Genomic DNA, 25,552 nt, shown 5'->3' with positions numbered 1-25,552 from the left:
CACATTCTCCCACACTTACATATTACTACCAAGAAAAAAAATGTCAAGAGCGATCGCCAAAATTCTTCCAGGTACGTAATTGCGCTTAAGCGCAACTACGTACCCAACTACTCAGCGTGCTGACGATACCAATCAATAGTATTCTTCAGCCCTTCCTTAAACTCCACCTGCGCCACAAAACCAAACTTTTCCTTAGCGCGTTCCGTATCCAAACACCGCCGAGGTTGTCCGTTCGGCTTATCCGTTTCCCAAACAATTTCGCCCTGAAATCCCATCAAATCGCAGATTAATTCCACCAAATCTTTGATGGTAATCTCATAATTAGTTCCCAAATTCACTGGGTCAGCCTCATCGTAAGACTGAGTAGCCATCGCAATTCCTCGCGCCGCATCATCTACATAGAGAAACTCGCGACTCGGACTACCATCACCCCAAACAGGTAAATGTTTATCTCCCCGGACTTGTGCTTCGTGAACTTTGCGAATTAAAGCAGGAATTACGTGAGAACTACGCGGGTCAAAATTATCCTCTGGCCCGTACAAATTCACAGGTAACAGATAAACACCATTAAATCCATACTGTTGCCGATAAGATTGCAGTTGCACCAACAAAGCTTTTTTCGCCACACCATAAGGCGCGTTTGTTTCTTCGGGATAACCTTCCCAAAGGTCATCCTCTTTAAACGGAACTGGTGTAAATTTAGGATAAGCGCAAATCGTACCAACACAGACAAACTTTTCCACACCAGCTTGATAGGCAGCGTGAATTAATTGTACGCCCATCATCAAATTATCGTAGAACAATTCACCCGGTTTTTCGCGATTTAAACCAATGCCGCCAACGTGCGCCGCCAAGTGAACGATGACATCTTGATTTTGGGAAAGTTTTTGACAAACATCCATCGATCGCAAATCGAACTCACGCGATCGCGGTATCGTAATCTTATCGCGATCGGCTCCAGCATCGCACAACTGTTTTACCACCTGGCGGCCCAAGAAACCAGCCCCGCCAGTGACCAAAATTCTTTTATCTTTTAAATCCAACACCATATCTCCATCCTCATCTGTCGGGGCTGTACTTTCTTAATCCATTACCGTAGCTGCATCTTGACGAATGGTAGCAATGTCAGGCGCAAATTTCGCTCCCTTACCATCCGGTAAAGTCAGTCCTAATCTCTGCAAATCTGCTTCTACCATCAAACCAACTAACTCTGAAAATGTCACTGAAGGTTGCCAGCCTAACTTTTCTTTTGCCTTAGATGGGTCGCCAATTAACAACTCAACCTCAGCTGGGCGTAAATAACGTTCGTCAAATTCCACATAATCATGCCAATCCAAATTGACATAACCAAAAGCTAAATCCAAAAATTCCCGAATCGAGTAAGTTTCGCCCGTCGCAATCACGTAGTCATCTGGCTGTTCTTGTTGTAGCATCAGCCACATCGCTCTCACATAATCCTTAGCATAACCCCAGTCCCGCTTAGAATCCAGATTACCTAAGTAAATTTTTTTCTGCTTCCCAGCTAAAATTCTAGCAACCGCTCGCGTAATCTTCCGCGTTACAAACGTTTCCCCTCTCCGAGGACTTTCGTGGTTAAATAATATACCGTTACAAGCAAACAATCCGTAAGATTCCCGATAATTCACCGTTTGCCAATGACCGTAAAGTTTCGCGCAAGCATAAGGACTGCGGGGATAAAACGGCGTCGTCTCCTTCTGCGGCACTTCCTGCACCTTACCAAACATCTCAGAAGAACCTGCCTGATAGAAGCGCACCTCAATCCCCGTGCGATGTTGGTAATCCCGAATCGCCTCCAGCAGGCGCAGCGTGCCCATCGCCACCGTGTCTACGGTATACTCCGGCGAGTCAAAGCTAACCCGCACATGAGATTGCGCCCCCAAGTTATAAATTTCTACTGGTTTAACTTCTTCCAAAATCCGACGCAACGTCACCCCATCAGTTAAATCGCCGTAATGGAGGAACAACCGCGCTGTCGGATTGTGGGGGTCTACATATATATGATCGAGTCGGTCTGTATTGAAGGTAGAAGTCCGCCGGATAATCCCATGAACCTCATACCCTTGTTCGAGCAAAAACTCACTCAAATAAGATCCATCTTGACCTGTAATGCCAGTGAGTAGGGCTCGTTTTCTTTGTGTCATCTTCCGAATTCCTCAGCAACTTTCAATTTGAGGTAGTTGCCTGTCTTCCACAGGCAGAAACCTTTACATTTGAGGTTTAGTTTATGCCAAATGGCACGCTACGCGATCGCAGTTGGCGTTATAGTTACAGCTAATCGCTTCTTGATGCAGGCGAACCAGTGGCACTATCTCAATCCTTTCCTACGTTAACTTAAACACGTCGGCTAAATATCAAGAGACTATGTAGTTTTTGCAAAGAATTCTCAGCTACTGTATTATTGTTAAACTTTTTTAACAGTAGCGGGACTTACGTACTTATATACACTGGGAATCTAAAAGTTATGATTTTTGATTTCAAAACTTTGAACATCTTAAAATTTTAGCATCAAAATCATAACTTTTTTATTTGTACTCCTAACTAAATGCCGTTTATTAATACGTAAGTCCTGCTTATGTTTAAGCGCTGCGATAGAAGCTTAATAAGCTCCGTTATTCGTGGGAAAAATTACCACACCTACGGTTTTGATAATCACCCACAAATCCAGCCATAAATTGCGAAAATTGACATAGTAAACATCAATCTTGACGCGCTTTTCGTAGGGAATATCATTTCGTCCGGAAACTTGCCACAACCCCGTGATTCCAGGGCGAATTGTCAAAATCTTATCAATATGGCGACCGTACATGAACAGTTCCTCCGCAACTAACGGACGAGGGCCAACAACACTCATGTCCCCCTTTAAAACGTTCCAAAACTGGGGAAATTCATCGAGGCTGGTCACCCGCAAAAATCGACCGATCCAGGTAATGCGAGGGTCATTTTTGAGCTTGAAATTGTCCTGGAATTCTTGCTGCAACTCAGGAGAAGCTGCCATCATCTCCCGCAGGATTTCATCCGCATTGGTGACCATAGTTCGGAATTTAATACAGCCAAAAGGCTTGTAGTTTTTCCCAATGCGCGTTTGCACGTAAAAAATCGGCCCAGGGGAACCGATCGCAATCAATAAGGCTAACAGCAGGTATACCGGGGAAAACAGGATCAAAACCAATAAGGAAAACGCAATATCGAACAGCCGCTTGGCAAAGTCTCCTTTTAGATGCTCAAGAGGCAGACCCTTAAGTCTGCCTGTAAGTTCGAGCGGCTGCAAACCACGCTTTTTTAACCCCCGAAACAGTTTGCCGGAGATGAACGGGCTTTCGGCAGTCATTTTACTCCTTACACTACTTCACACCACACACAGTCCACATCATAAAGCCTCAAGAGACTTTACGAGTAGAAGAGAGGAGGAGGAAAGTCAAAAGTCAAAAGTCAAAAGTCAAAATTCCTCCTCTCCCTTCTCTCTCTCTCCTTTCCCTTTTCCCTCTCCCTCTCCCCGACAACTCAAAAAAGAGACTGATTTCGAGATTTGAATCTCAAATAGGAGCGATCGACAAACCCGAAATACCGCTCTGCAAAGATTGTAGGCGCAAACCCACCAGCTTGTGAGTGCGCCCGCTCCGGATTAAAATTTCCCTGATGCGCTTCAAAAATCTTGACTGCTTCCGCTAAAGCTAGTTCCGATTGTTCCCAAAAAAATAAGCCCGTACCTGTATCTGGGTATTCCCGAATATCTCGCACCGTTTCCAGGGCACCACCTGCACCAAAGGCAATCACCGGCGTCCCGCAGGCTTGCGCTTCTACCAAAGCAATACCAAAATCCTCGCAGGCAGCATACACAAACGCTTTCGCCTCGGCCATGTATTTCTCGACCACAGCATTGGGCTGCGGTCCCAGCACCTGTACGTTGTCGCCTGCTAATTGGCGAAGTTGTTTCAGTTCCGGCCCAGTACCGATGACTACCAGGGGGCGTCCTAGCTGGTTGAAAGCCTTGATGATTAAAGAGACTTTTTTATAACTCACCAGCCGCGAAACTGTCAGGTAAAAATCTTCTTTCTTTTCCTGAAAAGGAAATCGCTCAATGTTGACTGGCGGATAAATTACTTCGGAACGGCGGCGATAGCAACGCCAAATCCGACTTGCGGTATGTTTGGAATTAGCAATAAAGTAATCGACGCGATTGGCAGTTAGCACATCCCACTGCCGCAAGCGATGCAGCAAATACCGCGTCAGTACCCCCTGAACGCCTTTTCCCATCTCACTACCAGCAAGGTAATCAAAAGTCAAGTCCCAAGCGAAACGCATGGGAGCGTGGCAATAACAGATGTGCAACTGTTGTGGCCTTGTAATCACGCCTTTAGCAACAGTGTGGGAGGAAGATAGGATAATATCGTACTCTCGCAAATCCAGCTGTTCGATCGCGAGCGGCAAGAAAGGTAGGTACTTTTGCACCCCGTTACGAGCGCTGGGAAACCTTTGCAAAAACGTCGTACCGATAGAGCGCTTAAATAAATAGCTATTTGGATCGATCGATTCAAAATCGATCAGCGCGTAAAGATCGGCATCTATGTGCCGCAATATTTCCCTAACAACCAGTTCCGAACCTCCGGTTGCTTTAGGTGTTAACCACTCGTGGACAAGCGCATATTTCAATGGCACAGCAAACTTTTGTCAACTCAAAACGGCGATAAATTTAAACTCACTTTACACAAAAAAGCTCCCACATTAAATACCCAAATATTGCCAAACAATAGGTAGAGGTAGACAACTCTCTACCTCTACCTGGATGGCGATCGCAGACAAAAAGTCCGCTTCTCTAATCGACTTTTGTGAAATCGTCGCTAACAAGGAAAATTTTGCTAAAAACATTGCACCCAGTAGCAGTTTGGAGGAAACTTCCAGCTTCTACTTGCTCGTCTAACCAGCAAAACCCCAGAACTATCTCCATAATCCCTCCCCCTTTAGGGGGTCGGGAGAAAATCAAAGATTTGTTCAAGGATTTGTTGTTTGAGCCGCTAACATCTGCTTTAGTTTTTCTAGCTCCTGTGCCCAACGGGGATCTGGTTGCACTGCTTCAGAGTTAGTTGATGTTGTGCTGCTGCTACCGCTACTGCCACCACGGTTCTTCTTCTTGTTTCGACGGCTCTTTTCGCTGGGAGCAGAACTGCTGCTGGGTGCCGATTTAGCAACTGGCGGCGGTGGTGCTTCCTCCTCACTTTGACCTTTAGACCGAGGCAATGCCTTTTCAATTTTTAAAGCACTCTCCTTGAAAACGTAACCGTTGAACTTTTCAATGAATTGATCGGCTTGTTCATCTGTCTGCACGGTAACAAAACCGAAACCACGGCATTTCCCTGTTTTGCGGTCTTTAATCACCTTGGTAGAAATCGAATCCCCAGCCTCGGCAAAAACCGCTTGCAGTTCTTGACGATCGATTTCTTCTTTAGGCAAATTGCCTACATATAGACGAACGGACATAGAAGATCCTCCAGACTTTAATTCAAAAAAAACTTGCTTGCAAGGGCGCTCCCTGCATATTAGCTGAGGAGAAAGTGGATTGACGAACTCCTAAACAAACTAATTGTTCTGTCCCTCTAACCAATTGCCACCACACAGCTCATCGCATGAAAAAACGCTACTTAATACTCGATGCCCAAGATCCTACACCTAAGTTTCCGGCATTCAATATGAAGATAGCTTACCACGAGGATTACTCATAGTAAAATCGCCGTTTGAGCAGGCTTAGAGCTTCCTCAAACAGCTTGAATCCATCTTTTATCTCACCGCTAAACTCTAATGCTTCTAGCGGCGGACTTAAAATTGCTTCCCAATCGACCTTCATTTATGCCAGTGAAACTCAGATGTTTTCTTCTTCTGTTGTATCTTGCTTGCCTGAAAAGTTGACGCCATTCTTTAAGGTATCACGCTATAAGGCATGGAACCATTTCTCAAGATAGATTTCAGCTTCAGCCTATATCTGTCACAGGTGGAGTAATTCTCCCCCAGGATTTTTGTTTTTACCATAGGCTCCGCTACAGATTGTACGACAGGATTATCGATCTTTACACAATAGCAAACAAAAACCAGCCTATGGCTGCGGCTGGTTAAACTTGCTGTGTTGGGAGGAGGAAATCCTGGTAGTATCCGATTCTACGGACAAGCATCCCCGAACCTCAGTCTGTCGCTTTTTCACCTACTGGCAGAACTACGATCGCCCATTACCCATTGCTATAAAAGCTTTTGGGATTTCTTTTTCACAGACTGGCTGTTTGAGAAATCTGTCTGTTGCCTTGTCTAATACCAAGGAATTCCTGTAAAGAAATGTAACACATTTAGAAAAAAGTCGCAATTTTTCTTTACATAGATGTCGGCATAAGGGATGGGCTAAATGGCACTAGCCCTATGCGCCGCCTTTGAAGATAATGTAAGCGCCCCAAAGAGCAGCCGCGATCGCTAAAATCGTAGACCAGACAGGATGAGCGCTTTGGCTGGTTTTACCGCCTTGAGTTCTCAGGCTGTCAAGATCGATCCACGGCGTAACACCCCGACGAAACCAACCCGTTGCGGAGATCGGTCGGTTGACTAAATCGCTGGGGCGAGGCGATCGCGGCAACAGATTGCCTATGGGCCCAAACCAAGAAAAAAAGTGTAATTTAACTAAACCAGTAGCCGTTTGCAAAATGAGGTCTTGACAAAGCCAGTTACTGACACCGGGACGCCCTAACAATTTCCCTTCCAGGTATATCGGTTGACTGTCTGCGGGTAAAGCAACGGGATTGGTTAGCAAATCTGCCAAAACAGCTTCTTTTTTTACAGACAAAGGTTTCATATCCGGAAAGAAAGAATCGATCCGCAACAAGATGCCTATGCTGATGCCGATGAGCAGGCAACCGTATATAATTGACGGATCTCCCCACATCCAATCTAGCGGTCGGAATCTCATCAAGCTGCTAATTCCGCCAATAAACCAGAATATCCCTCCCAAGGCTAAACCCATAAAAACGCCAAAATAAGGCGAACCTTGTAAGAAAAATTTTGAATTTTGAAGGGTAACAGAAGATTGGTAAGTTAGGTTAAGTTCGGTTTCTAATTTCCAGAAATTTGCATAGCGAGCTAAAATTTGCAACCGCTCTCCCATTGGGGGATGAGAATTATTAATAGCTAACCAGCGACGATGAGGATTGACGCAATCCCACGCCAGCAGCGGTTCTAGGGGAGTATGAGCGTAGAGGCTGCCCAAACTCATCGCCTGTCGATATCCCACCGTCGTCAACAGCTCGAAACTTTCCAGCAGATTGCTCGTTTGTCCCTGTTGCTCGATATCTTTGGCAATGCCGATCGCCATTTTCAAGATAGCGCGGCTGAGGCCGTTCGGATTACCCGTAACTTCGCAGGAAATGCGATCGCTATAGTAAATCCTCGCCCTCGATAACCACAAAAGCGGCCAACGAAATAGCCAATATATACCGTAACTCAATGCCGCGATCGCTCCGGCAATCAACCGCAAAAACGAGTTTGGCGACAAATCTCCCAACTGGCTCACTCTCCAGTAAAAAGTGTAAGGCACTTGGGCCACTAGAACACCCAAAGACATCAGCGCGAAATCCCAGTAAACGATATGCCCCAACTGTTCGGCATAAATAGTGGCGATTTCGTCATCTGCCAATCGGTCTAACAATCCTTGAGTTACGACAATGCGGGCAGTACGGCGCAGATTCCCGTAGGTAAGTGCTAAGGGTGCAGAATTTGGTAAGACAAATAAGGTGGGAGAAGGTAAGCGCTGTTCGCGGGTAAAACGTTGCAGCACTCTGACCGCTTCGGGACTGCGTTCGCTCAATGTTGCCGTCGGTAAAGGTTTGAGGTTGTGGTATGCTTTGAGCAATCCATCCATTAACCAGGGAGATGCGGCAATCAGGGCTATCAGTGCGATCGCGCTGGCAATGGGAACTAAACGCATCGGGTCGTTATAGTAATCCTCGCCTATATAGATAATTCGCAGTTTAATTAAAAGATCTCTCCCTGTTTTAACTGCGAATTTGAGTATGGTATCGATCGCCCAAAACGTCGAAATCAGCAGGACGATCGCAGTTACTGCCTGCACTCCCCAAAGCTGCGATAAATCAAAGAGAAAACCCGTCTTTACTGGCAAGCGTTGCCACTTTTGTGCCCTTCCGGCTTGTTTCCATCCTGGTTTATAATCTAAGCTCTTTTCTGCTTTTTTTTTCTCAGGATCTGAAGATTGGCGACTGGCGACTTTCTCTTCTGCTCCTCTGCTTGGTTTAGTTGCCTTATCTAGGGGAACAAACCCAGGCGATGAGGCAGAATCAAACTTTTGTGATATTTGCGATCTGATTTCTGGTTGATTTTCTTTGTTTCCCTGCTTTGAGGGGGAAGATGGGGAAGATAAAGAAGAATTTCGATCCTTTAAAGATGATGAAGGCGGACTCACAGGCACCTTCGGTCTGCTCGAAGACACTTGTGCTGTGGGGTTAAAAGGCACAAACCCAGTGTCTTTTGACTGGGAAGTCTGATTGTCTTCCCCACTGCCTTCCTGCCTTGCTGTACCTTCTTCTGGGTAGCGCTTGACAAAATCGGCCAGGGTGCGATCGGCCCATTCTTTCACGGGACGGCTCGAACTCTTACTCAGAGTTTTACACAGGGCGATCGCTCCTAGAACATTGCCACTACGTTCGTAGGCTACAACTAAACCCATCTGAGCCTTATAAATTGCATTTTGATTCTGTTGGATTTGGCAGACAGCTTCTAAGTGAGCGATCGCATCTTTGTAATTTCCTTGCTTGAGCGCTGCTAAACCCGCCTCCAGAGATGAGTTTTCCTTACCAGAGGCAGATGCACCAGACGCAGGCGGATCGGGAGGAAAGACCATAGACTTTCTGGCATCACAATCTCTTCCACAATAGCCTACCCACTATTTACCTAAATCAAGTCATTGCTATTATTTTTCCTGTTAGTTTCTTAGTTAAGAACGCAGCACCTAGCAGTAACAATGGAATTGTACCCCCAGGTTCGGGAACAGATGAAATCGGAGGTTTGGGTAAGGAAAAATTATCGATCGCAATGCTACCGCTGTATAAAGGAGAAACCGAACTGTAGGATTTTGCGTAAAACGACCCTGACGAACCACTACAACTCGTCAAATTTAAAGGACATGAAATCTTCAACTCCCAATAAACACCAGTAGACCAAGAGCCAAAATTCCAGGTATCGTTTGCAAAAAACCGCCAGCCAATAGTTCGCTCAACAGCAAATTGGCTACTCATCCCAGTTATGCCTCCCACATTTATTCCCGAAGGAGAACCGGAGCCACCTTGATAGCCAAGGTTAACATTATCGATGCTGTCAGCGACGGTTAAACTGCCGCCTTTAATGCCAGACAATGGGCCGGGAGGAACTGGGTCGATGAAGTGGAAATTAAAAGTCAGCGCCAAAGCAGGAGAAATGGTGGCTGTTTCTAGTGCAATTAATGTAGTAGCAGCCAGGAAGAATTTCTGGAGAGGAAGCATATATTTAGCCTCCTTGATTTAGAGGTAAGTTGGGCAAAATTAAAGCAGGAATATGGGGGAAAATATTTTGCCCCAATCCTGTTGTAACTTACCTCTAAAAAGAGGATACCCAATTTTGTAATTAAAGAGAATTAACTTAACAAAATCAGGCTCTTCTAATTGAAGGTCATAATGATTCCGGTTCCTGACCGGAAACTACTGGAGCCGAAGAATTTAGCTGTAATTCCGGGTGATCTGCCTGTACTTGTTGCAAATTCCATTCATTTTTAAACAAAAGTACTGGGCGTCCCCAACTATCTTTTACCGTTACGGTGTTGAAAAGGCGACCAACTTTTTCTAAAGCTTCCCAGCCACTGGCAACCCAGCGAGCGACCGTATAGGGTAACAAGTCCAAGTGAGTTTCCACTCCATATTCGTTGAGCAAGCGAAACTGCACTACTTCAAATTGCAGCTGTCCTACTGCTGCCAGAATGGGATCGCGCTTGGACTCATCGGCGGAGTACATGATTTGCACTGCGCCTTCTTCCCGCAGTTCGGAAACGCCTTTACGAAATTGCTTAAATTTAGAAGGATTTGGGTTTTTCAAATAAGCAAACAATTCCGGCGAAAAGCAGGGTATGCCTTCGTACTCTAACTTTTGACCGATGTAAATTGTGTCGCCGATCGCAAATACTCCCGGATTATTCAAACCAATGACATCGCCGGGATAAGCTTCTTCGATCGATTCCCTTTCTTGGGCAAACAATTTTTGGGGTCTTGACAAACGCACGGTTTTACCAGAGCGGGCATGATTGACGGTCATGTCTTTTTCAAACTTACCGGTACAAACGCGCACGAAAGCGACTCTATCTCGGTGTTTCGGGTCCATGTTAGCTTGCAGCTTGAACACGAATCCGGAAAAGTCGGGATATGTGGGGGGTATTTCGCCAATGGTACTGTTATGAGAACCGGGTTTAAGAGCGCAGTCCAAGAAGGAATTGAGGAATAGTTCTACCCCGAAGTTGGTCATGGCGCTACCGAAAAACAGGGGCGTCATTTTACCGCTGTGGACTTTCTCCACATCCAATGCTGGCCCCACTTCTTCTAAAACTTCTAAATCTTCTTTGAGTTGGTAATAGAGGTCTCGGTCTAATAATTTTTCCAGACGGGGGTCGCCCAGCTCGACGATCGTATCTTTTGCTTCGCGACTACCGTGGGCGGTACGCTCGAATAAGTGAATTTGGCGCTTCTCGCGATCGAACACGCCTTTAAAGCGATCGCCCATACCGATCGGCCAATTAACAGCATAAGTCTGCAAACCCAATTCCCGCTCGATTTCATCCAGCAATTCCAAGGGTTCCCGTCCCGGACGATCGAGTTTGTTGATAAAGGTGAAGATGGGAAGATTTCGCATCCGACAAACTTCAAACAGCTTGCGGGTCTGCGCTTCCAAACCTTTAGCCGCATCGATCAGCATCACCGCATTATCCGCCGCCGCCAGAGTCCGATAGGTATCTTCGCTAAAATCTTGGTGTCCGGGCGTGTCTAGCAGGTTAATCTGACAATTACGGTATTCAAACTGCAATACTGTCGAGGTAATCGAGATACCCCGCTGTTGCTCCATCTCCATCCAGTCAGAAGTTGCCTTCCGCTGCGCTCTCCGCGCTTTTACCGCACCTGCTTCGTGAATTGCTCCCCCGTACAGCAAGAGCTTTTCGGTGAGCGTAGTTTTACCGGCATCCGGGTGGGAAATAATCGCAAAGTTGCGCCGACGCTCAACTGCTGCTTCGAGTTCAATTTCAACTTCTGTGGTCATCATGGAGCTTTGTTGGGGAATCTTCACCTGACCATTGTAAAAACAATTTGCTGGGTTTACACGGTATGGCTGAAACTGTCGTTTGAAAGAGCCACTATTCTGGATAATGGAAGTGCAGTTAAAAGTCGATGTCAATATTTCCTAATTCTTTACGAATTCGCAACCTGCCAATCCCGTGAATTAAGACTTGTTTGACTTCCAGATCTTGCTCTTCTAAAATCCACTGCAAATGGTCGTAAGGGGCGATTTAGAGGATCGGAAAGCTTGCTTGGGTGCGATCGCCCGATCGCAAACCGTCCATAAATCAGAGTGAAATAGGAAAATAGGACAGTATTAATCTGAATCATCCGATCGGGGAAGCGCTCCCATCTCGCTATTCTGAGACTCCTGCCTTACAGGAATCTCGATTGCAAACTCTGTCCCTTCTCCTGGAGTGGAAAAACATTCAATACTACCTCCATGTTTTTCGACGACAATTTGATAACTAATTGACAATCCCAAACCAGTACCCTTACCCTCTGGCTTGGTTGTAAAAAAAGCATCGAAAAGCTTAGCGCGTACTTCTTCGGTCATTCCAGGGCCATTATCTTTAATCTTAATCGCCACCCGATCGCCATCTATCGCCTCTGTACGAATGCGAATCTCTGGATTTTGAATTTTGGAATCTTTCTCCTCTCCCTGTGGGACTCTTAGGGGTTGAGGGTGGGTTTGCCCCCAAACTTCTTCAAGGGCGTCGATCGCATTCGCCAACAGATTCATAAACACCTGATTTAGTTGTCCCGAATAACATTCCACAAGCGGCAAATCCCCGTACTCCTTCACCAAATTTATCGCCGGACGTTCTCCCTTAGCTTTGAGGCGATGCTGGAGAATCATCAGCGTACTATCGAGTCCCTCATGAATGTTTGCCAATTTCGGTTTTCCGTTATCAATTCGGGAGAAATTGCGTAACGACTGCATAATATCGCGAATGCGATCGGTTCCCACTTTCATCGAAGACAGCATTTTGGGCAAATCTTCTATCAGGTATTCTAGATCGATCGCTTCTATTTCTTCTTGAATCCGATCTGGAGGATCGGGAAAACACTGCCGATATAGATTCAGCAAGTTTAGCAAATTTTGTACGTATTCATTTGTATAGTGCAGATTCCCATTGATAAAGCTAACCGGGTTATTTACTTCATGAGCTACCCCCGCAACCAATTGCCCCAAACTCGATATTTTCTCGGTTTGAATTAGCTGAGTCTGCGTTTGTTGCAACTTATGCAAAGATTGTTCCAGTTGCTGAGAATAGTTTTGCAACTCCTGATAAAGGCTCGCCTTCTCTAAAGAAATAGACGCTTGTGCAGCTAAAAGTTTTAACACGGACAATCGCGCAGGCGTAAAAGCTCCCACACTCAAATTATTTTCTAAATACAAAACTCCCGTAAATTTTCCCTGATGAATCAGCGGCAAACAAAGAACAGACTTGACCTGGCTTTTCTCAATGTAGGGATCGTTAGCAAATCGTGGTTCAATCGCCGCATTATTTAATAATAAATTTTCCCCGGTTCTGACCGCATAATTGATAATTGAACTCGGTACATCGTGGCTAGATTCTACGGGAATTGATGACAACACTCGCACCTTTTGTCTTTCTACAGCACCCTCAGCTACCAACAGCAATTTATCTGCCCTTGACAAAAAGAGAAGACCTTTGGAAGCGCCTGCATTCTCAAGTGTGATGTGCATTAACTTAGCAAGCAGCTTATCGAGAACGATTTCTTCGGAAATTGCTTGCGAAGCTTTTGCCACAGTCACCAAATCCAATACCGATGACTTTCCTCCTGTTGTCGAGGTGGTTGTTCTATTTACATCCAAGTCAGAGTCTTCTCGCTTCACCAATCCCAAAAAGAATTCAGGATATCTTTCTTCTAAATCTTTGACTTTAGCCGAACTGCCCCAGCGAATATATCCATAGTAGGCATCGGTGAGATATATTTGAGCTATTTTCTCTTTGCCACGGGAGAAATAAAACTCTGCTGTGAGTTCGTTCGCCAATGCTTCTTCCTGGATGTATCCTTGTTCTTTCGCTCCTTTTATTGCTAATTCATAATACTCCATCGCCTTTATATCTCGAACGAGTACTCTCGCTTTTTCTGCCTCTACAAGCAAGTACTTATGTTTGTGATTTGTGGGCGCGTGGTCTGCCCATTTTTTCATTTTCTTCTGAAGCTCTGTCACTTGCTTGAGATATTGCCTTTGCTCAGTTTTTGTCGCGTAGCTATACTGTTTTAAAAGTGCCAGAGAGTAGTAGCACTTATGGACAGCAAAAGCCATAGTACCGGGCGCACCTTCTGCGTATTTTTCCGCCCTTCTCGCTTGTTCAATAGCCTGAGCGTAGTCTTTAAACAAATACGAAAGAAACGTTTTAAAAAAATGAACATAAAAAATTACCAATACATTGTTTTTTTCTATTAATATTGGTAACATTTCTTTATCGTTAAACATTTCACCGACTAACTTGCACTTTTCCTCGGCGTTACCTGTTAGATTGGCGACTGCTTGACTGCATACACTTATGCTTATTAGTTGAAGATCCTGTTTGAATTTACCCGTCATTTCTCGATAGTTTTTCAGCGCTTGAGCCAAAGTTTCTAAATGATTACCAACCAAAAAAGATTGTACGGAATAATTCATCGCATTGTAACAAGCGTGTTCTATATCTCCTACTTCCAGACCATCTTGAATTCCTTCAAGCATTGGTTCTAAAGTTTCTTTTGCATGGTCTTTCCAGTGTCTGATTCCGTTGTTGAATACTACTTTTACTTTCGATTTCAGTTCTTTGGCGTTAAATTTTTCCAGTAGCCTCATAGCCAATTGGCCAAATTTATAGGCAGATTCAATATCTCCGAGAGCCACGCATAGTACGCCATAAAAATCATAGACGTAAGCCGTCAGAGGAGAATTGCCATATTTAATACTCAAATGTATCATCTTAAATATAAATACTGGAAAAAGATTGGGAGCCACAAAATAAACCGATCCTAAAACTGTCATTAATATCCGCATAGCTGCCAGTTTGTATATATCGGTCATTTCTGGCAAGTTAGCCAACTCTTCAATTTCCTTTCCTCGTAGGGTAATTTTCGTGCCAATCAACCCCACCAAAATACTAATTTTACTTGCTTTTTTGGGAAGATATACTCCCAGCTTTTGCAGTACTGGCAGCGCCGTATCTAGCGCTGATTGCATCTGATTTTGTGCAATATGAAACTGGATTTTTCTTTCATAAATAGGTATTTTTTCAATAAGATCTCTTGCTTGTTGAATTACAACATCAGACAACTGTTTCGCTCGTTCAAAATTCGTATTGAGGTATTCAGCTGCTGTAGTTTCCACAAACAAATCCCGCGCCAATTCATACTGACTATCCCAACAGTCAGGCGCAAGCAATTGCAAACCAACATTTAAATATCTAACCGCCGCATCATAAGCGGTAGCGGCTAAAGCTTTCCTTCCCGCGAGCAGATTTAATTTCGCCAGTTCTTCCTTTTCAGCAACAGAGGTGATGAAATCTACGCCAATATTCAACTGGTTAACAATATCAAAAATATTTTCTTGCAGCCCAAATTTGGCCGTTTTTTCTAAAAGCAACTTACCTATTTTTAGGTGCGTCTCTTTCTTCTGTTCATCTGGTATTAAAGAATAGGCGGCTTGCTGTACTCTGTCGTGTAAAAACTTATAGCTAATTTTTAAATCTTCAACTTGTAAAAACAATTGTTCTGTTTCTTCAAAAAAAAATGGAATTTTATAAGCTTGCGATAGCGGCAAAATTAACCCAGATTGCAATGCTTCCCACAAATCATCGGCAGTTTTTAATAAAGATTGCTCGTTGACGACAGCGAGGTTATCTAAGGTAAATTGGTGACCTATGCAAGCAGCTAACTTTAAGACTTCCTGAGTTTCTGGTGATAGTTTTTGAATATTTCTCGCTACCAATTCGACAACACTATAATCGGCAATCCCTATAGATTGTATTCTCTCTATATCCCACAACCATCGTCCTTCTACATAATCGAAATTAATTAGCTTTTCTGCGTGTAGAGTTTGCAGTAATTGGGTTAAAAAGAAAGGATTTCCTTGGGTTTTATTGTAAGTTAGTTCAGCTAAAGTAAAAGTTCTTCCTTGTGCTACTGTTTCACCTAAAGTATCTGCTATTAATTGACTGATGCTACCAAAATTCAATGGTTGCAAAACAATGTTATTTACAATTGCACCAGCTTGTTGAATTTTTTCTATAGTTTGAATTGTGGCGTGGGTGGGGCTGACTTCATTGTCGCGATACGCTCCAATTAGCAGCAGATATTTGCTTTCGGGGTCGGTGACAATCTGCTGAATTAACTTTAGAGAAGCGGAATCTGCCCACTGTAAATCGTCCAAGAATAATACCAGGGGATGAGTTGGTTGGGCAAATACACCGATGAATTTTTGAAACAGGCGATTAAAGCGATTTTGGGCTTCTGTTGCTCCCAGTTCCGGGACTTCTGGTTGAGGGCCGATAATCCGTTCAACTTCGGGTATAACATCTATAATTACTTGGCCATTTTGTCCGAGCGCTTCTTGTAGTTTTTCTTTCCAAATAGCGATTTTATCGAGATTGTTTGTTAATAAGGTTGCAATTAATTCCTGAAAAGCTTGAATCAAGGCAGCATAGGGAATATTTCTCTTAAATTGGTCAAATTTGCCCGCAATAAAGTAGCCGCGCTGGCGTACAATTGGTTTGTGAACTTCGTTGATTACGCGAGTTTTGCCAATGCCAGAGTAACCGGAAACGAGCATGATTTCGGTGTTGCTTGCGGTGACGCCATTCTCTTGGGGAGACGCTACGCGATCGAACGCATCCAAAAGCATGGCAACTTCCGCTTCTCGTCCGTAGAGTTTTTGAGGAATGAGGAATTGACCGGACTTATCTACAGCGCCGGGAGTAAAGTATTCAATGCGATCGAATCTCAACAATCGATCCAAACAAATTTCTATATCCGCTTTCAATCCCAACGCTGTTTGGTATCTGTCTTCAGCCGATTTAGCCATTAATTTCATCACTATATCGGAAACAGCTTGGGGAATTTCGGCGTTGACTTGATGGGGCGGTATTGGTGAAACGGCTACATGACAGTGTATTAGTTCTAGGGGATCTTTGGTGAGAAAAGGTAGCTGACCCGTCAATATTTCATAGCAGGTGACGCCGAGGGAGTAGAAGTCGCAGCGGTAGTCAAGAAAACGATTCATTCTCCCCGTTGCTTCGGGGGAAATGTAGGCGAGAGTGCCTTCAAGAGAATCGGCGTTGCTAATAGTTGGCGTTTCTCTAGATAAGCGGGATGCAATGCTAAAGTCAATCAGCCTGACAGTCCAGTTAACAGGTTCGATTAGGATATTTTGAGGTTTTATATCTTTATGAATGATGTGATTTTCATACAGTTGGTGGAGGATTTCTGCTAACTGAGAAACTATGTAAAGGAACGAGGCAACAGAAATTTTATGGGATGCCATCAATTGCTTGAGAGACTCCGCACCAAAATCCTCCAGGATGAGAGCCAGACCATTTTTATAGTTTTCTAAGGCTATAGGTTTGGATATTCCTTCTATGTTTAATGGTTGCAAAATCTTATATTCATGCCGCAATCTAGTAATTTCTTCGAGGGTAGGATACTTTGACAGCAGGGTTTTGACGATGACGGATTGTCGATCGGGCAGTTTAATGCCACGATAAATTACTGTTCTTGCTCCGGTATGAACGGCTGACGTGATTTGGTAGCCAGGAAGCGTTAACATAATTTGTTTTACCAGTAGGATTAGGCAGAGTGGAGTGCCAGAGTACTGAATGAATCCGTTGTGGATAGATTTGCCAGAGCGAAGGCCAATGTTTTCTAGAGAAACCTCAAAAGGAAATGCAGTTGTAACATCAGCTAATCCCAAGGTAACTGGAAGATCGGCACTCCGCAAGCGTATTGCAATCCTAGATAAGAAGAATAGTTACTGGTGGAGCCGGAACTTCTGTATGGCCTACAACCTTAAAGCTTAAAATAAGATTTAACAAATTGCGGAGCGAGAAGAGAAGGGGGGAGGGGGATAGAGGGGGATAGATCGATCGTTCTGTTACAAACTGATTCGATCCGATCCCTAACCAACCGTCCCTACCTACCCCCACATACAGTACGGAAATCTCCTCCGCCAGCGTATGCGTTAGGTGTGATAGCTTCATAAGGAAAGGATAAACCTGACTGGCTCTGAGGAGTTGGTTCTATGTATGACACTGACAAGCGAAAGATTTTATCAGCGTTATGTCATGGCTCGATATTTTTTAGCCTCGCCTTTGTCTCCGTTGGGATACCGATCGCGGTATTGTTCGTATCGGATGACCCAGTTGTGAAAGACAATGCCAAAGAAGCGCTGAATTTTCACTTCAACGTCTGGATTTATGGCATCATCTTTGGAATTCTCACAATTGTATTGATCGGATTCCTATTACTAGGAATTTTGCAAATTGTCAACTTTGTTTTGCCAATCTTAGCAATTCTCCAGTGCTTGAGCAATCCGGAACAACCCTACCGCTACCCTTTTATTTTTCGGTTCCTGTAGCTTAGGGCTGTGGGGGAGTGGGGGAGCGGGAGAGTGGGGGAGTGGGGGAGAACAGAACAACAGGTAACTTGCGATCGATACTAACCCCTAATCCCTAGTCCCTAACCCCTAACCCCTAATCCCTAGTCCCTAACCCCTAACCCCTAACCCCTAGTCCCTAACCCCTAACCCCTAAAGACAAAATTGCCCCACGGCGATTAATGCTGTAGGGCAGAAGGACAGTTAAACGCTATCTACTTAGTAGTGTCCTCAAATACAGCATTAGAAGTCTCTGACTTTGTGCCGATTTATAGAGTGTCTATCTTGAGGTAAAGGAGCGAGAGCTTTGTTTTAGAGTCCGATCGCAGCTAGGTGATGTGCTGCCCAACCCAGCCCAAAGCCAGCCAGCGAAACAAAAGATAAAACCGAAAATGCTTGCCAATCGGTAAAACGAGCCGTGAGCATATCCAACCTAGCCAAGAGCCCTGCGGCGAGCAAAACCAGGGTATGAGCAACAATGTGAATCCAGATGGCCAGCACGGTTGCGAAAAAAGCAATACTAATTATGAGAATAAAACCGCGAGTATCGGTACTGAAGGAATAGACAAGAGCCTTTCTCACGTTGGAAAACGGAGCGGCTAAAATTTCGGCTAGGAGTAAAATCAGAGCGATCGCTAAGAGCAAAATATACCAGGGAGAAGCCGATAAAACCCAGCCCACGGTCATGTAGGCAACCAGGAGTATGGTTAGAGAGAGCCAGGGGATTTTTTTCACAAGCAACTTTTTTACAGAATAGCCGGTTTAGCTCGATCGGGGACTGAAACTAATTTATCTCTCCGTCCGGCTCCTTTGCCCGATTTTTTGCTTGTGGGGGTGTGGGGGTGTGGGGGAGGGAGAAGAAGAGGGAGGAGGGAAATAACTTTTGTAGGAAACTTTAGCAGAAAGGATATGACAGAAAAGCACTACTGGATAGGTTAACTTTTGTTAAACATTTGTAAACTATTAAGAAGCCCTTGCGATTGTAATCTATCTAAAGGAGTTTCTATGAAGCAACTGGTTATGGCCGAGCGCTTCTGTCTGATCGGTCATCTCGTGTCAATGGCTTTTGGACTGGCAGGACTGCTGTTAGTTTTACCAAATCCGGAATTAATTGTAAGTTTACCGGCGTATGGGCAGACCTTCTTCCAGTGGAGCATGGCTGGTGGTGGTGTAGTTTACATCGTTTTGGGAGCGGCAGCTGTGGCCATTTATGCTTACCGCACGCTGGGGTTGTGGCGTTGGCTGGCATTTATGGTCCCGTCTGTGTTTATTTCCTTGGGTAGCGAATTGCTGGGAACCAGTACGGGTTTTCCCTTCGGTCACTATGGGTATTTGAGCGGCTTGGGATATAAGGTAGCTGGCTTAGTTCCCGTGACGATACCCCTTTCCTGGTTTTATTTAGGGTTGGTTTCCTACTTACTCGCCACAACGGGTTTAAATTCCGATCGCAAATCGAGTTGGCTGTATCAAGTCGGGGCAATTGCATTAGGAGCCCTGCTACTGACATCCTGGGACTTCGTACTTGACCCCGCCATGAGTCAGACGATGGTTCCCTTCTGGCATTGGGAACAACCCGGTGCTTTCTTCGGGATGCCCTACCAAAACTTTGCCGGTTGGTTTGGAACGGGTACAGTGTTCATGACCGTGGCAACTATTTTGTGGAAAAAGATCTCCAACTCAACATCAGATGCAGTTGGACAGTTAACCCGATCGCAACTAAACCTGCCCCTAACCGTTTATTTGGGTAACTTTGTCTTCGCAACGGTAATGAGCTTGGCAGCTGGCATCTGGATACCTGTTGTATTGGGTTTAGTGGTAGGCGTTTTTCCTGCCGTCACCCTTTGGTGGGCAGCCAAACCAGCACCAGACAGCGCTGCCCTCAATTTAGCAGTTACTACCGCTGCTGCTAATCTATCTGCCAGCGAAGCCAGCCGGAAAGCTGAAGTTTCAGTTGCTTCTGCGGGGGTTGCTCCCAAGTGAGCTTTTGGTTGACAAACTTGTTGGCAGAAGAAATCTGGGGTGCAATTTCTCTGGGGCTGCTAATTATACAAGCGCCAGCAGTATTTATCTTACTCTCGCGCTTGCTCAAAGGCCCCAGTCGCCGTCCTCCCATAGAACCCCTCACCCCTACACCAGAACTTCTGGGTGCAGTCAGCGTTGTTGTTCCCACACTGAACGAGGCCAAACGCATTGGCCCCTGTCTGGCTGCTTTGACTCGCCAAGGCTACGAAGTGCGGGAAATTACGATCGTGGACAGCCATTCCCAGGACGGTACTCCCGATTTGGTGAAAGCTTCCCAGCAAAAAGACCCGCGATTTCGCCTCATTAACGACGATCCCTTACCTGATGGCTGGGTGGGGCGTCCTTGGGCATTGCATACCGGTTTTCTGCACAGTTCCCAGAAAAGCGAATGGGTTTTGGGAATCGATGCAGATACCCAGCCCAGTCCTGGCTTAGTTGCCAGTTTGGTCAAAGCTGCACAAGCCGAGGGATACGATTTAGTTTCTCTCTCTCCTCGGTTTGTCTTGGAATATCCGGGGGAGTGGTGGCTGCAACCGGCGCTGCTGATGACGCTGCTGTATCGCTTTGACCCGGCTGGTACTGCTAACCAGTCCCCAGAACGGGTCATGGCAAACGGTCAGTGTTTTCTGTGCCGTCGATCGGTTTTGGAGAATGTGGGAGGTTACACCAGCGCCCGCAGTTCTTTCTGCGATGATGTCACCTTAGCCCGTTATGTTGCTTCCCAGGGATATCGGGTGGGTTTTCTGGACGGCGCAAAGGTTTTAAAGGTGCGGATGTATGAGGGTGCTGCTCAAACTTGGAAAGAGTGGGGGCGAAGTCTCGACCTCAAAGATGCTGCTTCGAGTTCTCAGCAGTTGGGAGATCTTTGGTTGCTGTTTAGCCTCCAAGGTCTACCTCTGCCGATCGTACTCTGCTATCTTTTGTTCTCTCCCCCTCTCTCCTTCTCCCCGTCTTTCCTTTTGCTGGGATTGAATCTATTTCTGCTGGCGATTCGGTTTGCGTTGTTGTTGGCGATCGCACCTTCTTATGAAGGTAAAAGTAAAAAAGAAAAAGGTAATATTTTACCTTTTTACTTTTACCTTTCTCCCCTGGCAGATCCCTTGGCTTTTGTGCGAATTTTGCTCTCGTCCATCCAGACGCCTACTCAGTGGCGAGGACGACAATACAGTCAAGTTAAGCGATCGAGCTAACGATCGGACATATTCTCGTTATCTACTTTGGACTTTTGGGCAGTATAACCGCTGCCCCTTTTTTTCGCTTGTGTGCCTTTCAATTTGCAATCTGAAATTTAAAATTTGCAATTAATCCACTCTTTCCAATTGCCAGAGGATTTGATTGCCTTCTCGCCGCACCCGCGAAACAACCCAATTACGCCAAACCCAATTATCCCCCCGACTTGTAACTGCACTGGTGTGGATATCCATCAAGTCTGCTAGTTCGGAACTGGTAATCAGGTAGCCTTTACTAGCAACGTCATCGGCAATGCGTAAAGTTTCTATGAGATTGCGGAGTTGAGTAACTCTAACTTCACCGGATAAATTATGATTTGTTTCCGTAAAGGAATTAGTCGTGGATTCTGTCATAGCCAAGTCGGTAACGAGAAGATCGGAGGATACATCACTGGATTGTAACTTTTCGTAACCAGAACCGTTTGTAGCCTCTGAACCAAATGCTTCTGATAAGGCTGGCTGTTTGAGTGTGGGAATTCTACCATTAGCAAAGGCGCGAGCGATCGCATCGCACCGTTCGTTGCCAACATCACCCGCATGACCCCGGACATACTGCCAGTCTACCTGTTTGGAATTGAGTGTATCGAGATGTTCCCACAAATCTTGGTTGAGGACGGCTTTACCTTCTGAGGTTTTCCAACCTTTCTTTTTCCAGCCTTTTATCCATTGGGTTATTCCCTTTTTGAGGTATTCGCTATCGGTATAGATGGTGACTGGTTGGTTTTGTCCCGTCGCTGCTAGAAGTTTGAGCGCTTGGATGGCTGCTTGCATTTCCATCCGATTGTTGGTAGTTTGGGCTTCACCGCCGCCCATTTCGTAAACGGAGCCATCCTGGAAGTAGACTACCACACCCCAGCCACCAGGGCCAGGATTGCCGCTACAAGCTCCATCTGTATATAATTTTTCGATTGTACGCAAAGAAAGCATTATATCGTGTCTGGTTGTATTGTTAGGGGTTAGGGATTAGGGGTTAGGGGCTAGGGGTTAGGGGAAGAGGGAAGAGGGGAGTGGGGGAGTGGGAGAGTGAGGGAGTGGGAGAATAAAGTTGTTCCCTATTTCCTTTTCCCTTTCCCCTCTTCCCCTCTTCCCTAGCCCCTAGCCCCTAGCCCCTAGCATCTACCTGCGATCGTAAAAGCAGCCCAATAATAAGGATGGGCGTATGGGGGTTGGGGTGAATTTATTTTATCTGGGTTTCCTTCCAAGAACATCGCTTGAAATCTTAAGTATTCGCTGACTCCTGGCGCGTACTCGTACAGTTCGGCGCTAAGGTTTTTATACATTTGGGCAAGTTCGGAGTAAGTGACGGTTCGCAACCACTGTTGGGCTTGTTTGAGGGCTTCGGCGGGTGGAATGTCGCTTTTGAGGTGTCGGTAGAATTCGATCGCCAACAAAGCACTGGAATCTTCTGGTGTTGTCCACAAGGTACTGACTGTATGAGACACACCTTGTCTGACAAAACCGCTCACCAGTCCCACATATTCTGCCATGATAGTTTGATTCTGGGCGATCGCAGTTTCGCACACAGAAAGGTAGGCGAGGCGATAACTACTTAAAGGTAGTTGACAAATTTCTTCTAATGTGAATTTGTCTTGTCCGGATAGGAACAAAGCGGAATGTTTCGGCTGCGAGAAATTATAGCTGGCGTGACCGGTGAAGTGAAAAATATCCTGTTGACTTGACAAAGCCGCTATTATCTGTTGTTTTGTGGCGTTGACATCGGTAAAGCGCGTCGGATTGTCGAACATTTGGGTAATGGCAGATGCTTCTATTTCCGCATGAAGAAGCGATGATAAACCGTCAGTATTGGGAGATTCGACACTCAGCAGACGCGATGCCCTATTTATTTCTAGATTGTCTGAATTTTGTAAGTTTAAACCGATTTGGGCGCTGGGTAAATAGGTGATGGTGAAGTTATCTGGAAATAGATAATGCAGCGGAAATCTGTGCAAGTCGCGATGAGGTATGAGGATTAGTTGTGTGATGTCGTTGAGTTCTTCGATAACATCTGAAATATCGATAATATTACCGATATGCTCTAGTTTTGCCTCTAACTCTTGTCGCCAAATATAATTTTTTTTCTCGGCGTTACGGTGATATTCTTGATATTGTTTATGCCAATCTTTTATCCAATTTTCCAATTCCACTACGCGACTGGGAAAGTTGCTTTCTTCGCGCACTGGGTTTTCTTTCAAAACGATCGGTTCTGGCGCGTCGTGTTTGAGAATAAAAGTCGTCAGTGCGGATGGACTGAGATGCCAGTAAATTATTGCCGTTCTGGGATTCAGCAGTTTTTGGATATCAAGCCAATTTGGTGATATAATCTCATCTTTCCAGTCATCCAAAAGCCAAGTTAAGCAAGCGTTTTTGTGTTTTTCTGCCAGTTCTAATGCTGGCACGAATTGACGGGATTGAACGGCTAGATCGACTGACAATTGTTGAAATGGTACAAATTGGAAAGCAAGTTGTTTTTTATTAGTTTCAGAACGCTTCGGATCTTTGAGCAAGCGACGCCACAAATCAGAACCGCGTCGCTGTAATTCAGCGGCTTCTGCTGTTTCTCCCAAACCTAAAAGTGCTTTAAAAAGGTTTTGTAAAACCTCTAGATGCAATTCAGGAAATGCCGATTCCGTCAGGGTTTTGAGCGCTTCTTGATATTCGGCAACAGCTTTGCGCCAATATTCGCGAGGTTTGACATCGATACGACCTCGATCGTATTGTGCAATTCCCATAAATAAATGTAATTTTCCCCAACCTTCCGGTTGAGTATTTTGGGAAACATACTTCAAAGCTTCTTGATAGCTTGCTATTTGTCCGTCATATCCGCGCTGATTTAAAGATGGGTTTTGTTTGGCGATCGCACTCATGGAAGCAAGCAGAGGATCGTGGGTAACTGAAGTTGCGACCGCATTACCTCGGTTAATCCAAGTTTGATAAAGGTCAGGCTTAATGGCAAGGGTACGATCGAAACTGGCGATCGCTTCCTCATAGCGTCCTAAATCCTTCAAAACAATGCCTCGATTGTTCCAGCTTTCGTAGTAGTCAGATTTGATTTCAATAGCGCGATCGTAACTGGCGATCGCTTCTTCTAATCTTCCTAAATTAGACAACGCGATGCCTCGGTTGTACCAAACTTCGTGGAGGTCTGGTTTGATGACAATAGCGCGATCGTAACTGGCGATCGCATCTTCATATCTTCCTAAAGTAAACAGCGAAAATCCTCGGCTGTACCAAACTTCGTACTGGTCTGGTTTAATTTCAATAGCGCGATCGAAACTGGCGATCGCATCTTCATATCGTCCTAATTCAAACAGCGGCAATCCTCGATTGTACCAAACTTCGTGACGATCGGGTTTGATTGCCACAGCGCGATCGAAACTAGCTAGCGCCTCTTGATATTGTCCTAAATACCTTTGTGCTTCACCGCGATTGTACCAAGCTTCGTAGTTGTCCGGTTTAATTTCAACAACGCGATCGAAACTGGCAATCGCGCCTGCAAAATCGCTCGATCGCAATTCGTGAAGACCTTGGTTAAACCAAAATTCTGCATCTTCATCCGCATCTGGATTTGCATTTGCATTTGCATTTGCATCTTCTACATTATTATCTGTAGTCGATTGACTTTCGACGCTGCCATGATTAATCATGGCTTCAATAATAGCTTGCGGATCGGCTGACGGAACATCAAATATTTCCGCCATTTGCGCTGCTAAATCCGCATCCTGCTGCAAAAGCTGCCATAAGCGATCGATCGTAATTGGTTGGTTTTCATCCCAAGTTTCATCCTCTCCATTAACGGGAAAGAAAGAAACAGAATTCTCAGCAACTGTCAGCGGAGAATCAGGATTTATTTGCATTTGCTGTAGTGGTTGTTGAATATCTAAACCTTCCAACAAATTGCTACCAATTTCACCGGCGACTTCTCCCAATTCGCCACAACCAATATCCGCCAGCTGAAGCATCCGGATTGCCAATTCCTGATGACTTGCGGGTGACGCCAGCAATCTTTCACCGAAACCGCGCAACCACGTCACCCATTGTTCTTCAGTCGTGCGTCCTTCCAAGTCTGCCACAAATTTCAATACTCGTTGCTGCTGCCAACCGTGCGATACTCCTTCCAGCAACTGCATAAAGAGAAATTCGTAATCGGCATTTTCGAGAGATTTAGGCGCTTCTACCTGCCTCTGTTCCGCTGTTGAAGACAGATACGATCGTTTTCCAGATGCTGTTCGATATCGCTGGGTGGAAGTTTCCCATCCAAACAAACGCCGAAAGAACCGAACGATTTTTTGCCAAATTCGCCTAAACATCAATGACCCTCTTGAATT

17 protein-coding genes are annotated in these 25,552 nt (G+C 45.2%); 3 read left to right on the top strand and 14 right to left on the bottom strand.

Annotated features, from left to right (window positions below; genetic code table 11):
- Nucleotides 1–107 precede the first annotated feature (107 nt).
- The 11 genes from H6G03_RS19410 to H6G03_RS19365 form a co-directional block, all read right to left on the bottom strand.
- The gene (locus H6G03_RS19410) at nucleotides 108–1,049 is read right to left on the bottom strand and encodes a GDP-L-fucose synthase family protein (RefSeq protein WP_190466939.1); all 942 of its coding nucleotides are present in this window, start codon (nucleotides 1,047–1,049) and stop codon (nucleotides 108–110) included.
- A 33-nt stretch (nucleotides 1,050–1,082) separates the two neighbouring features.
- Entirely contained in the window at nucleotides 1,083–2,162 is a 1,080-nt protein-coding gene (gene gmd / locus H6G03_RS19405) for a GDP-mannose 4,6-dehydratase (RefSeq protein ID WP_190466937.1), read from the bottom strand.
- A 455-nt stretch (nucleotides 2,163–2,617) separates the two neighbouring features.
- On the bottom strand, nucleotides 2,618–3,349 hold the full coding sequence (locus tag H6G03_RS19400) for a sugar transferase (RefSeq protein WP_190466934.1): 732 nt from the start codon (nucleotides 3,347–3,349) through the stop codon (nucleotides 2,618–2,620).
- A 173-nt stretch (nucleotides 3,350–3,522) separates the two neighbouring features.
- A complete protein-coding gene (locus H6G03_RS19395; RefSeq protein WP_190466931.1) occupies nucleotides 3,523–4,677 on the bottom strand; it encodes a glycosyltransferase in 1,155 nt (384 codons plus the stop codon).
- Between the two features lie 66 nt (nucleotides 4,678–4,743).
- Nucleotides 4,744–4,887: a hypothetical protein gene (locus tag H6G03_RS19390; protein WP_190466928.1), complete on the bottom strand. Its 144-nt coding sequence runs from the start codon at nucleotides 4,885–4,887 to the stop codon at nucleotides 4,744–4,746.
- 123 nt (nucleotides 4,888–5,010) lie between these two features.
- Entirely contained in the window at nucleotides 5,011–5,496 is a 486-nt protein-coding gene (locus H6G03_RS19385) for an RNA recognition motif domain-containing protein (protein WP_190466925.1), read from the bottom strand.
- Nucleotides 5,497–5,728: 232 nt separating this feature from the next.
- On the bottom strand, nucleotides 5,729–5,860 hold the full coding sequence (locus H6G03_RS38895; RefSeq protein ID WP_255512256.1) for a hypothetical protein: 132 nt from the start codon (nucleotides 5,858–5,860) through the stop codon (nucleotides 5,729–5,731).
- A gap of 558 nt (nucleotides 5,861–6,418) precedes the next feature.
- Complete coding sequence (locus H6G03_RS19380) at nucleotides 6,419–8,905, bottom strand: zinc metalloprotease HtpX (RefSeq protein WP_190466922.1); 2,487 nt, start codon at nucleotides 8,903–8,905, stop codon at nucleotides 6,419–6,421.
- Between the two features lie 55 nt (nucleotides 8,906–8,960).
- Nucleotides 8,961–9,542 (bottom strand): hypothetical protein, encoded by a 582-nt coding sequence (locus H6G03_RS19375; protein WP_190466919.1) that lies wholly within the window; start codon nucleotides 9,540–9,542, stop codon nucleotides 8,961–8,963.
- 166 nt (nucleotides 9,543–9,708) lie between these two features.
- Nucleotides 9,709–11,337 (bottom strand): peptide chain release factor 3, encoded by a 1,629-nt coding sequence (gene prfC / locus H6G03_RS19370; protein ID WP_190466994.1) that lies wholly within the window; start codon nucleotides 11,335–11,337, stop codon nucleotides 9,709–9,711.
- A 333-nt stretch (nucleotides 11,338–11,670) separates the two neighbouring features.
- Complete coding sequence (locus H6G03_RS19365) at nucleotides 11,671–17,151, bottom strand: trifunctional serine/threonine-protein kinase/ATP-binding protein/sensor histidine kinase (RefSeq protein WP_190466916.1); 5,481 nt, start codon at nucleotides 17,149–17,151, stop codon at nucleotides 11,671–11,673.
- 471 nt (nucleotides 17,152–17,622) lie between these two features.
- On the opposite strand from H6G03_RS19365, the gene H6G03_RS19360 reads away from it, so the two are divergent.
- Nucleotides 17,623–17,958: a DUF4870 domain-containing protein gene (locus tag H6G03_RS19360; RefSeq protein ID WP_190466913.1), complete on the top strand. Its 336-nt coding sequence runs from the start codon at nucleotides 17,623–17,625 to the stop codon at nucleotides 17,956–17,958.
- 330 nt (nucleotides 17,959–18,288) lie between these two features.
- Here H6G03_RS19360 and H6G03_RS19355 read toward each other — a convergent pair whose 3' ends face one another.
- On the bottom strand, nucleotides 18,289–18,711 hold the full coding sequence (locus tag H6G03_RS19355) for a hypothetical protein (protein ID WP_190466911.1): 423 nt from the start codon (nucleotides 18,709–18,711) through the stop codon (nucleotides 18,289–18,291).
- Between the two features lie 270 nt (nucleotides 18,712–18,981).
- Here H6G03_RS19355 and cruF point away from each other — a divergent pair, with 270 nt between their 5' ends.
- Nucleotides 18,982–19,956, top strand: coding sequence for a gamma-carotene 1'-hydroxylase CruF (gene cruF, locus H6G03_RS19350; protein ID WP_190466908.1), 975 nt, complete (start codon nucleotides 18,982–18,984; stop codon nucleotides 19,954–19,956).
- Nucleotides 19,953–21,188 carry a 2'-O-glycosyltransferase CruG gene (cruG, locus tag H6G03_RS19345; RefSeq protein ID WP_190466904.1) on the top strand — a complete coding sequence of 412 codons (1,236 nt, stop codon included), beginning with the start codon at nucleotides 19,953–19,955 and terminating at the stop codon, nucleotides 21,186–21,188. The genes cruF and cruG overlap by 4 nt, the downstream gene beginning before the upstream one ends.
- A 111-nt stretch (nucleotides 21,189–21,299) precedes the next feature.
- Here cruG and rnhA read toward each other — a convergent pair whose 3' ends face one another.
- Nucleotides 21,300–22,154 (bottom strand): ribonuclease HI, encoded by an 855-nt coding sequence (gene rnhA / locus H6G03_RS19340; protein ID WP_190466902.1) that lies wholly within the window; start codon nucleotides 22,152–22,154, stop codon nucleotides 21,300–21,302.
- Nucleotides 22,155–22,336: 182 nt separating this feature from the next.
- Nucleotides 22,337–25,534, bottom strand: coding sequence for a CHAT domain-containing protein (locus H6G03_RS19335; protein WP_190466899.1), 3,198 nt, complete (start codon nucleotides 25,532–25,534; stop codon nucleotides 22,337–22,339).
- Nucleotides 25,535–25,552 lie beyond the last annotated feature (18 nt).

The organism is Aerosakkonema funiforme FACHB-1375 (genome assembly GCF_014696265.1).
In the GTDB taxonomy this organism is placed as follows: Bacteria; Cyanobacteriota; Cyanobacteriia; order Cyanobacteriales; family Aerosakkonemataceae; genus Aerosakkonema; species Aerosakkonema funiforme_A.
The sequence above is the reverse complement of the archived record's forward strand: the minus strand, read 5'-3'. Positions and strand labels throughout refer to the sequence as shown.

Bases quoted from the DNA above. Each gene is read 5' to 3' on its own strand.
- cruF (WP_190466908.1), top strand. From the start codon at position 18,982: ATGAAGCAACTGGTTATGGCCGAGCGCTTCTGTCTGATCGGTCATCTC.
- rnhA (WP_190466902.1), bottom strand. From the start codon at position 22,154: ATGCTTTCTTTGCGTACAATCGAAAAATTATATACAGATGGAGCTTGT.
- H6G03_RS19375 (WP_190466919.1), bottom strand. From the start codon at position 9,542: ATGCTTCCTCTCCAGAAATTCTTCCTGGCTGCTACTACATTAATTGCA.
- H6G03_RS19380 (WP_190466922.1), bottom strand. From the start codon at position 8,905: ATGGTCTTTCCTCCCGATCCGCCTGCGTCTGGTGCATCTGCCTCTGGT.
- prfC (WP_190466994.1), bottom strand. From the start codon at position 11,337: ATGACCACAGAAGTTGAAATTGAACTCGAAGCAGCAGTTGAGCGTCGG.
- H6G03_RS38895 (WP_255512256.1), bottom strand. From the start codon at position 5,860: ATGAAGGTCGATTGGGAAGCAATTTTAAGTCCGCCGCTAGAAGCATTA.
- H6G03_RS19335 (WP_190466899.1), bottom strand. From the start codon at position 25,534: ATGTTTAGGCGAATTTGGCAAAAAATCGTTCGGTTCTTTCGGCGTTTG.
- H6G03_RS19385 (WP_190466925.1), bottom strand. From the start codon at position 5,496: ATGTCCGTTCGTCTATATGTAGGCAATTTGCCTAAAGAAGAAATCGAT.
- H6G03_RS19365 (WP_190466916.1), bottom strand. From the start codon at position 17,151: ATGTTAACGCTTCCTGGCTACCAAATCACGTCAGCCGTTCATACCGGA.
- H6G03_RS19360 (WP_190466913.1), top strand. From the start codon at position 17,623: ATGTATGACACTGACAAGCGAAAGATTTTATCAGCGTTATGTCATGGC.
- H6G03_RS19390 (WP_190466928.1), bottom strand. From the start codon at position 4,887: ATGTTTTTAGCAAAATTTTCCTTGTTAGCGACGATTTCACAAAAGTCG.
- H6G03_RS19410 (WP_190466939.1), bottom strand. From the start codon at position 1,049: ATGGTGTTGGATTTAAAAGATAAAAGAATTTTGGTCACTGGCGGGGCT.
- gmd (WP_190466937.1), bottom strand. From the start codon at position 2,162: ATGACACAAAGAAAACGAGCCCTACTCACTGGCATTACAGGTCAAGAT.
- H6G03_RS19400 (WP_190466934.1), bottom strand. From the start codon at position 3,349: ATGACTGCCGAAAGCCCGTTCATCTCCGGCAAACTGTTTCGGGGGTTA.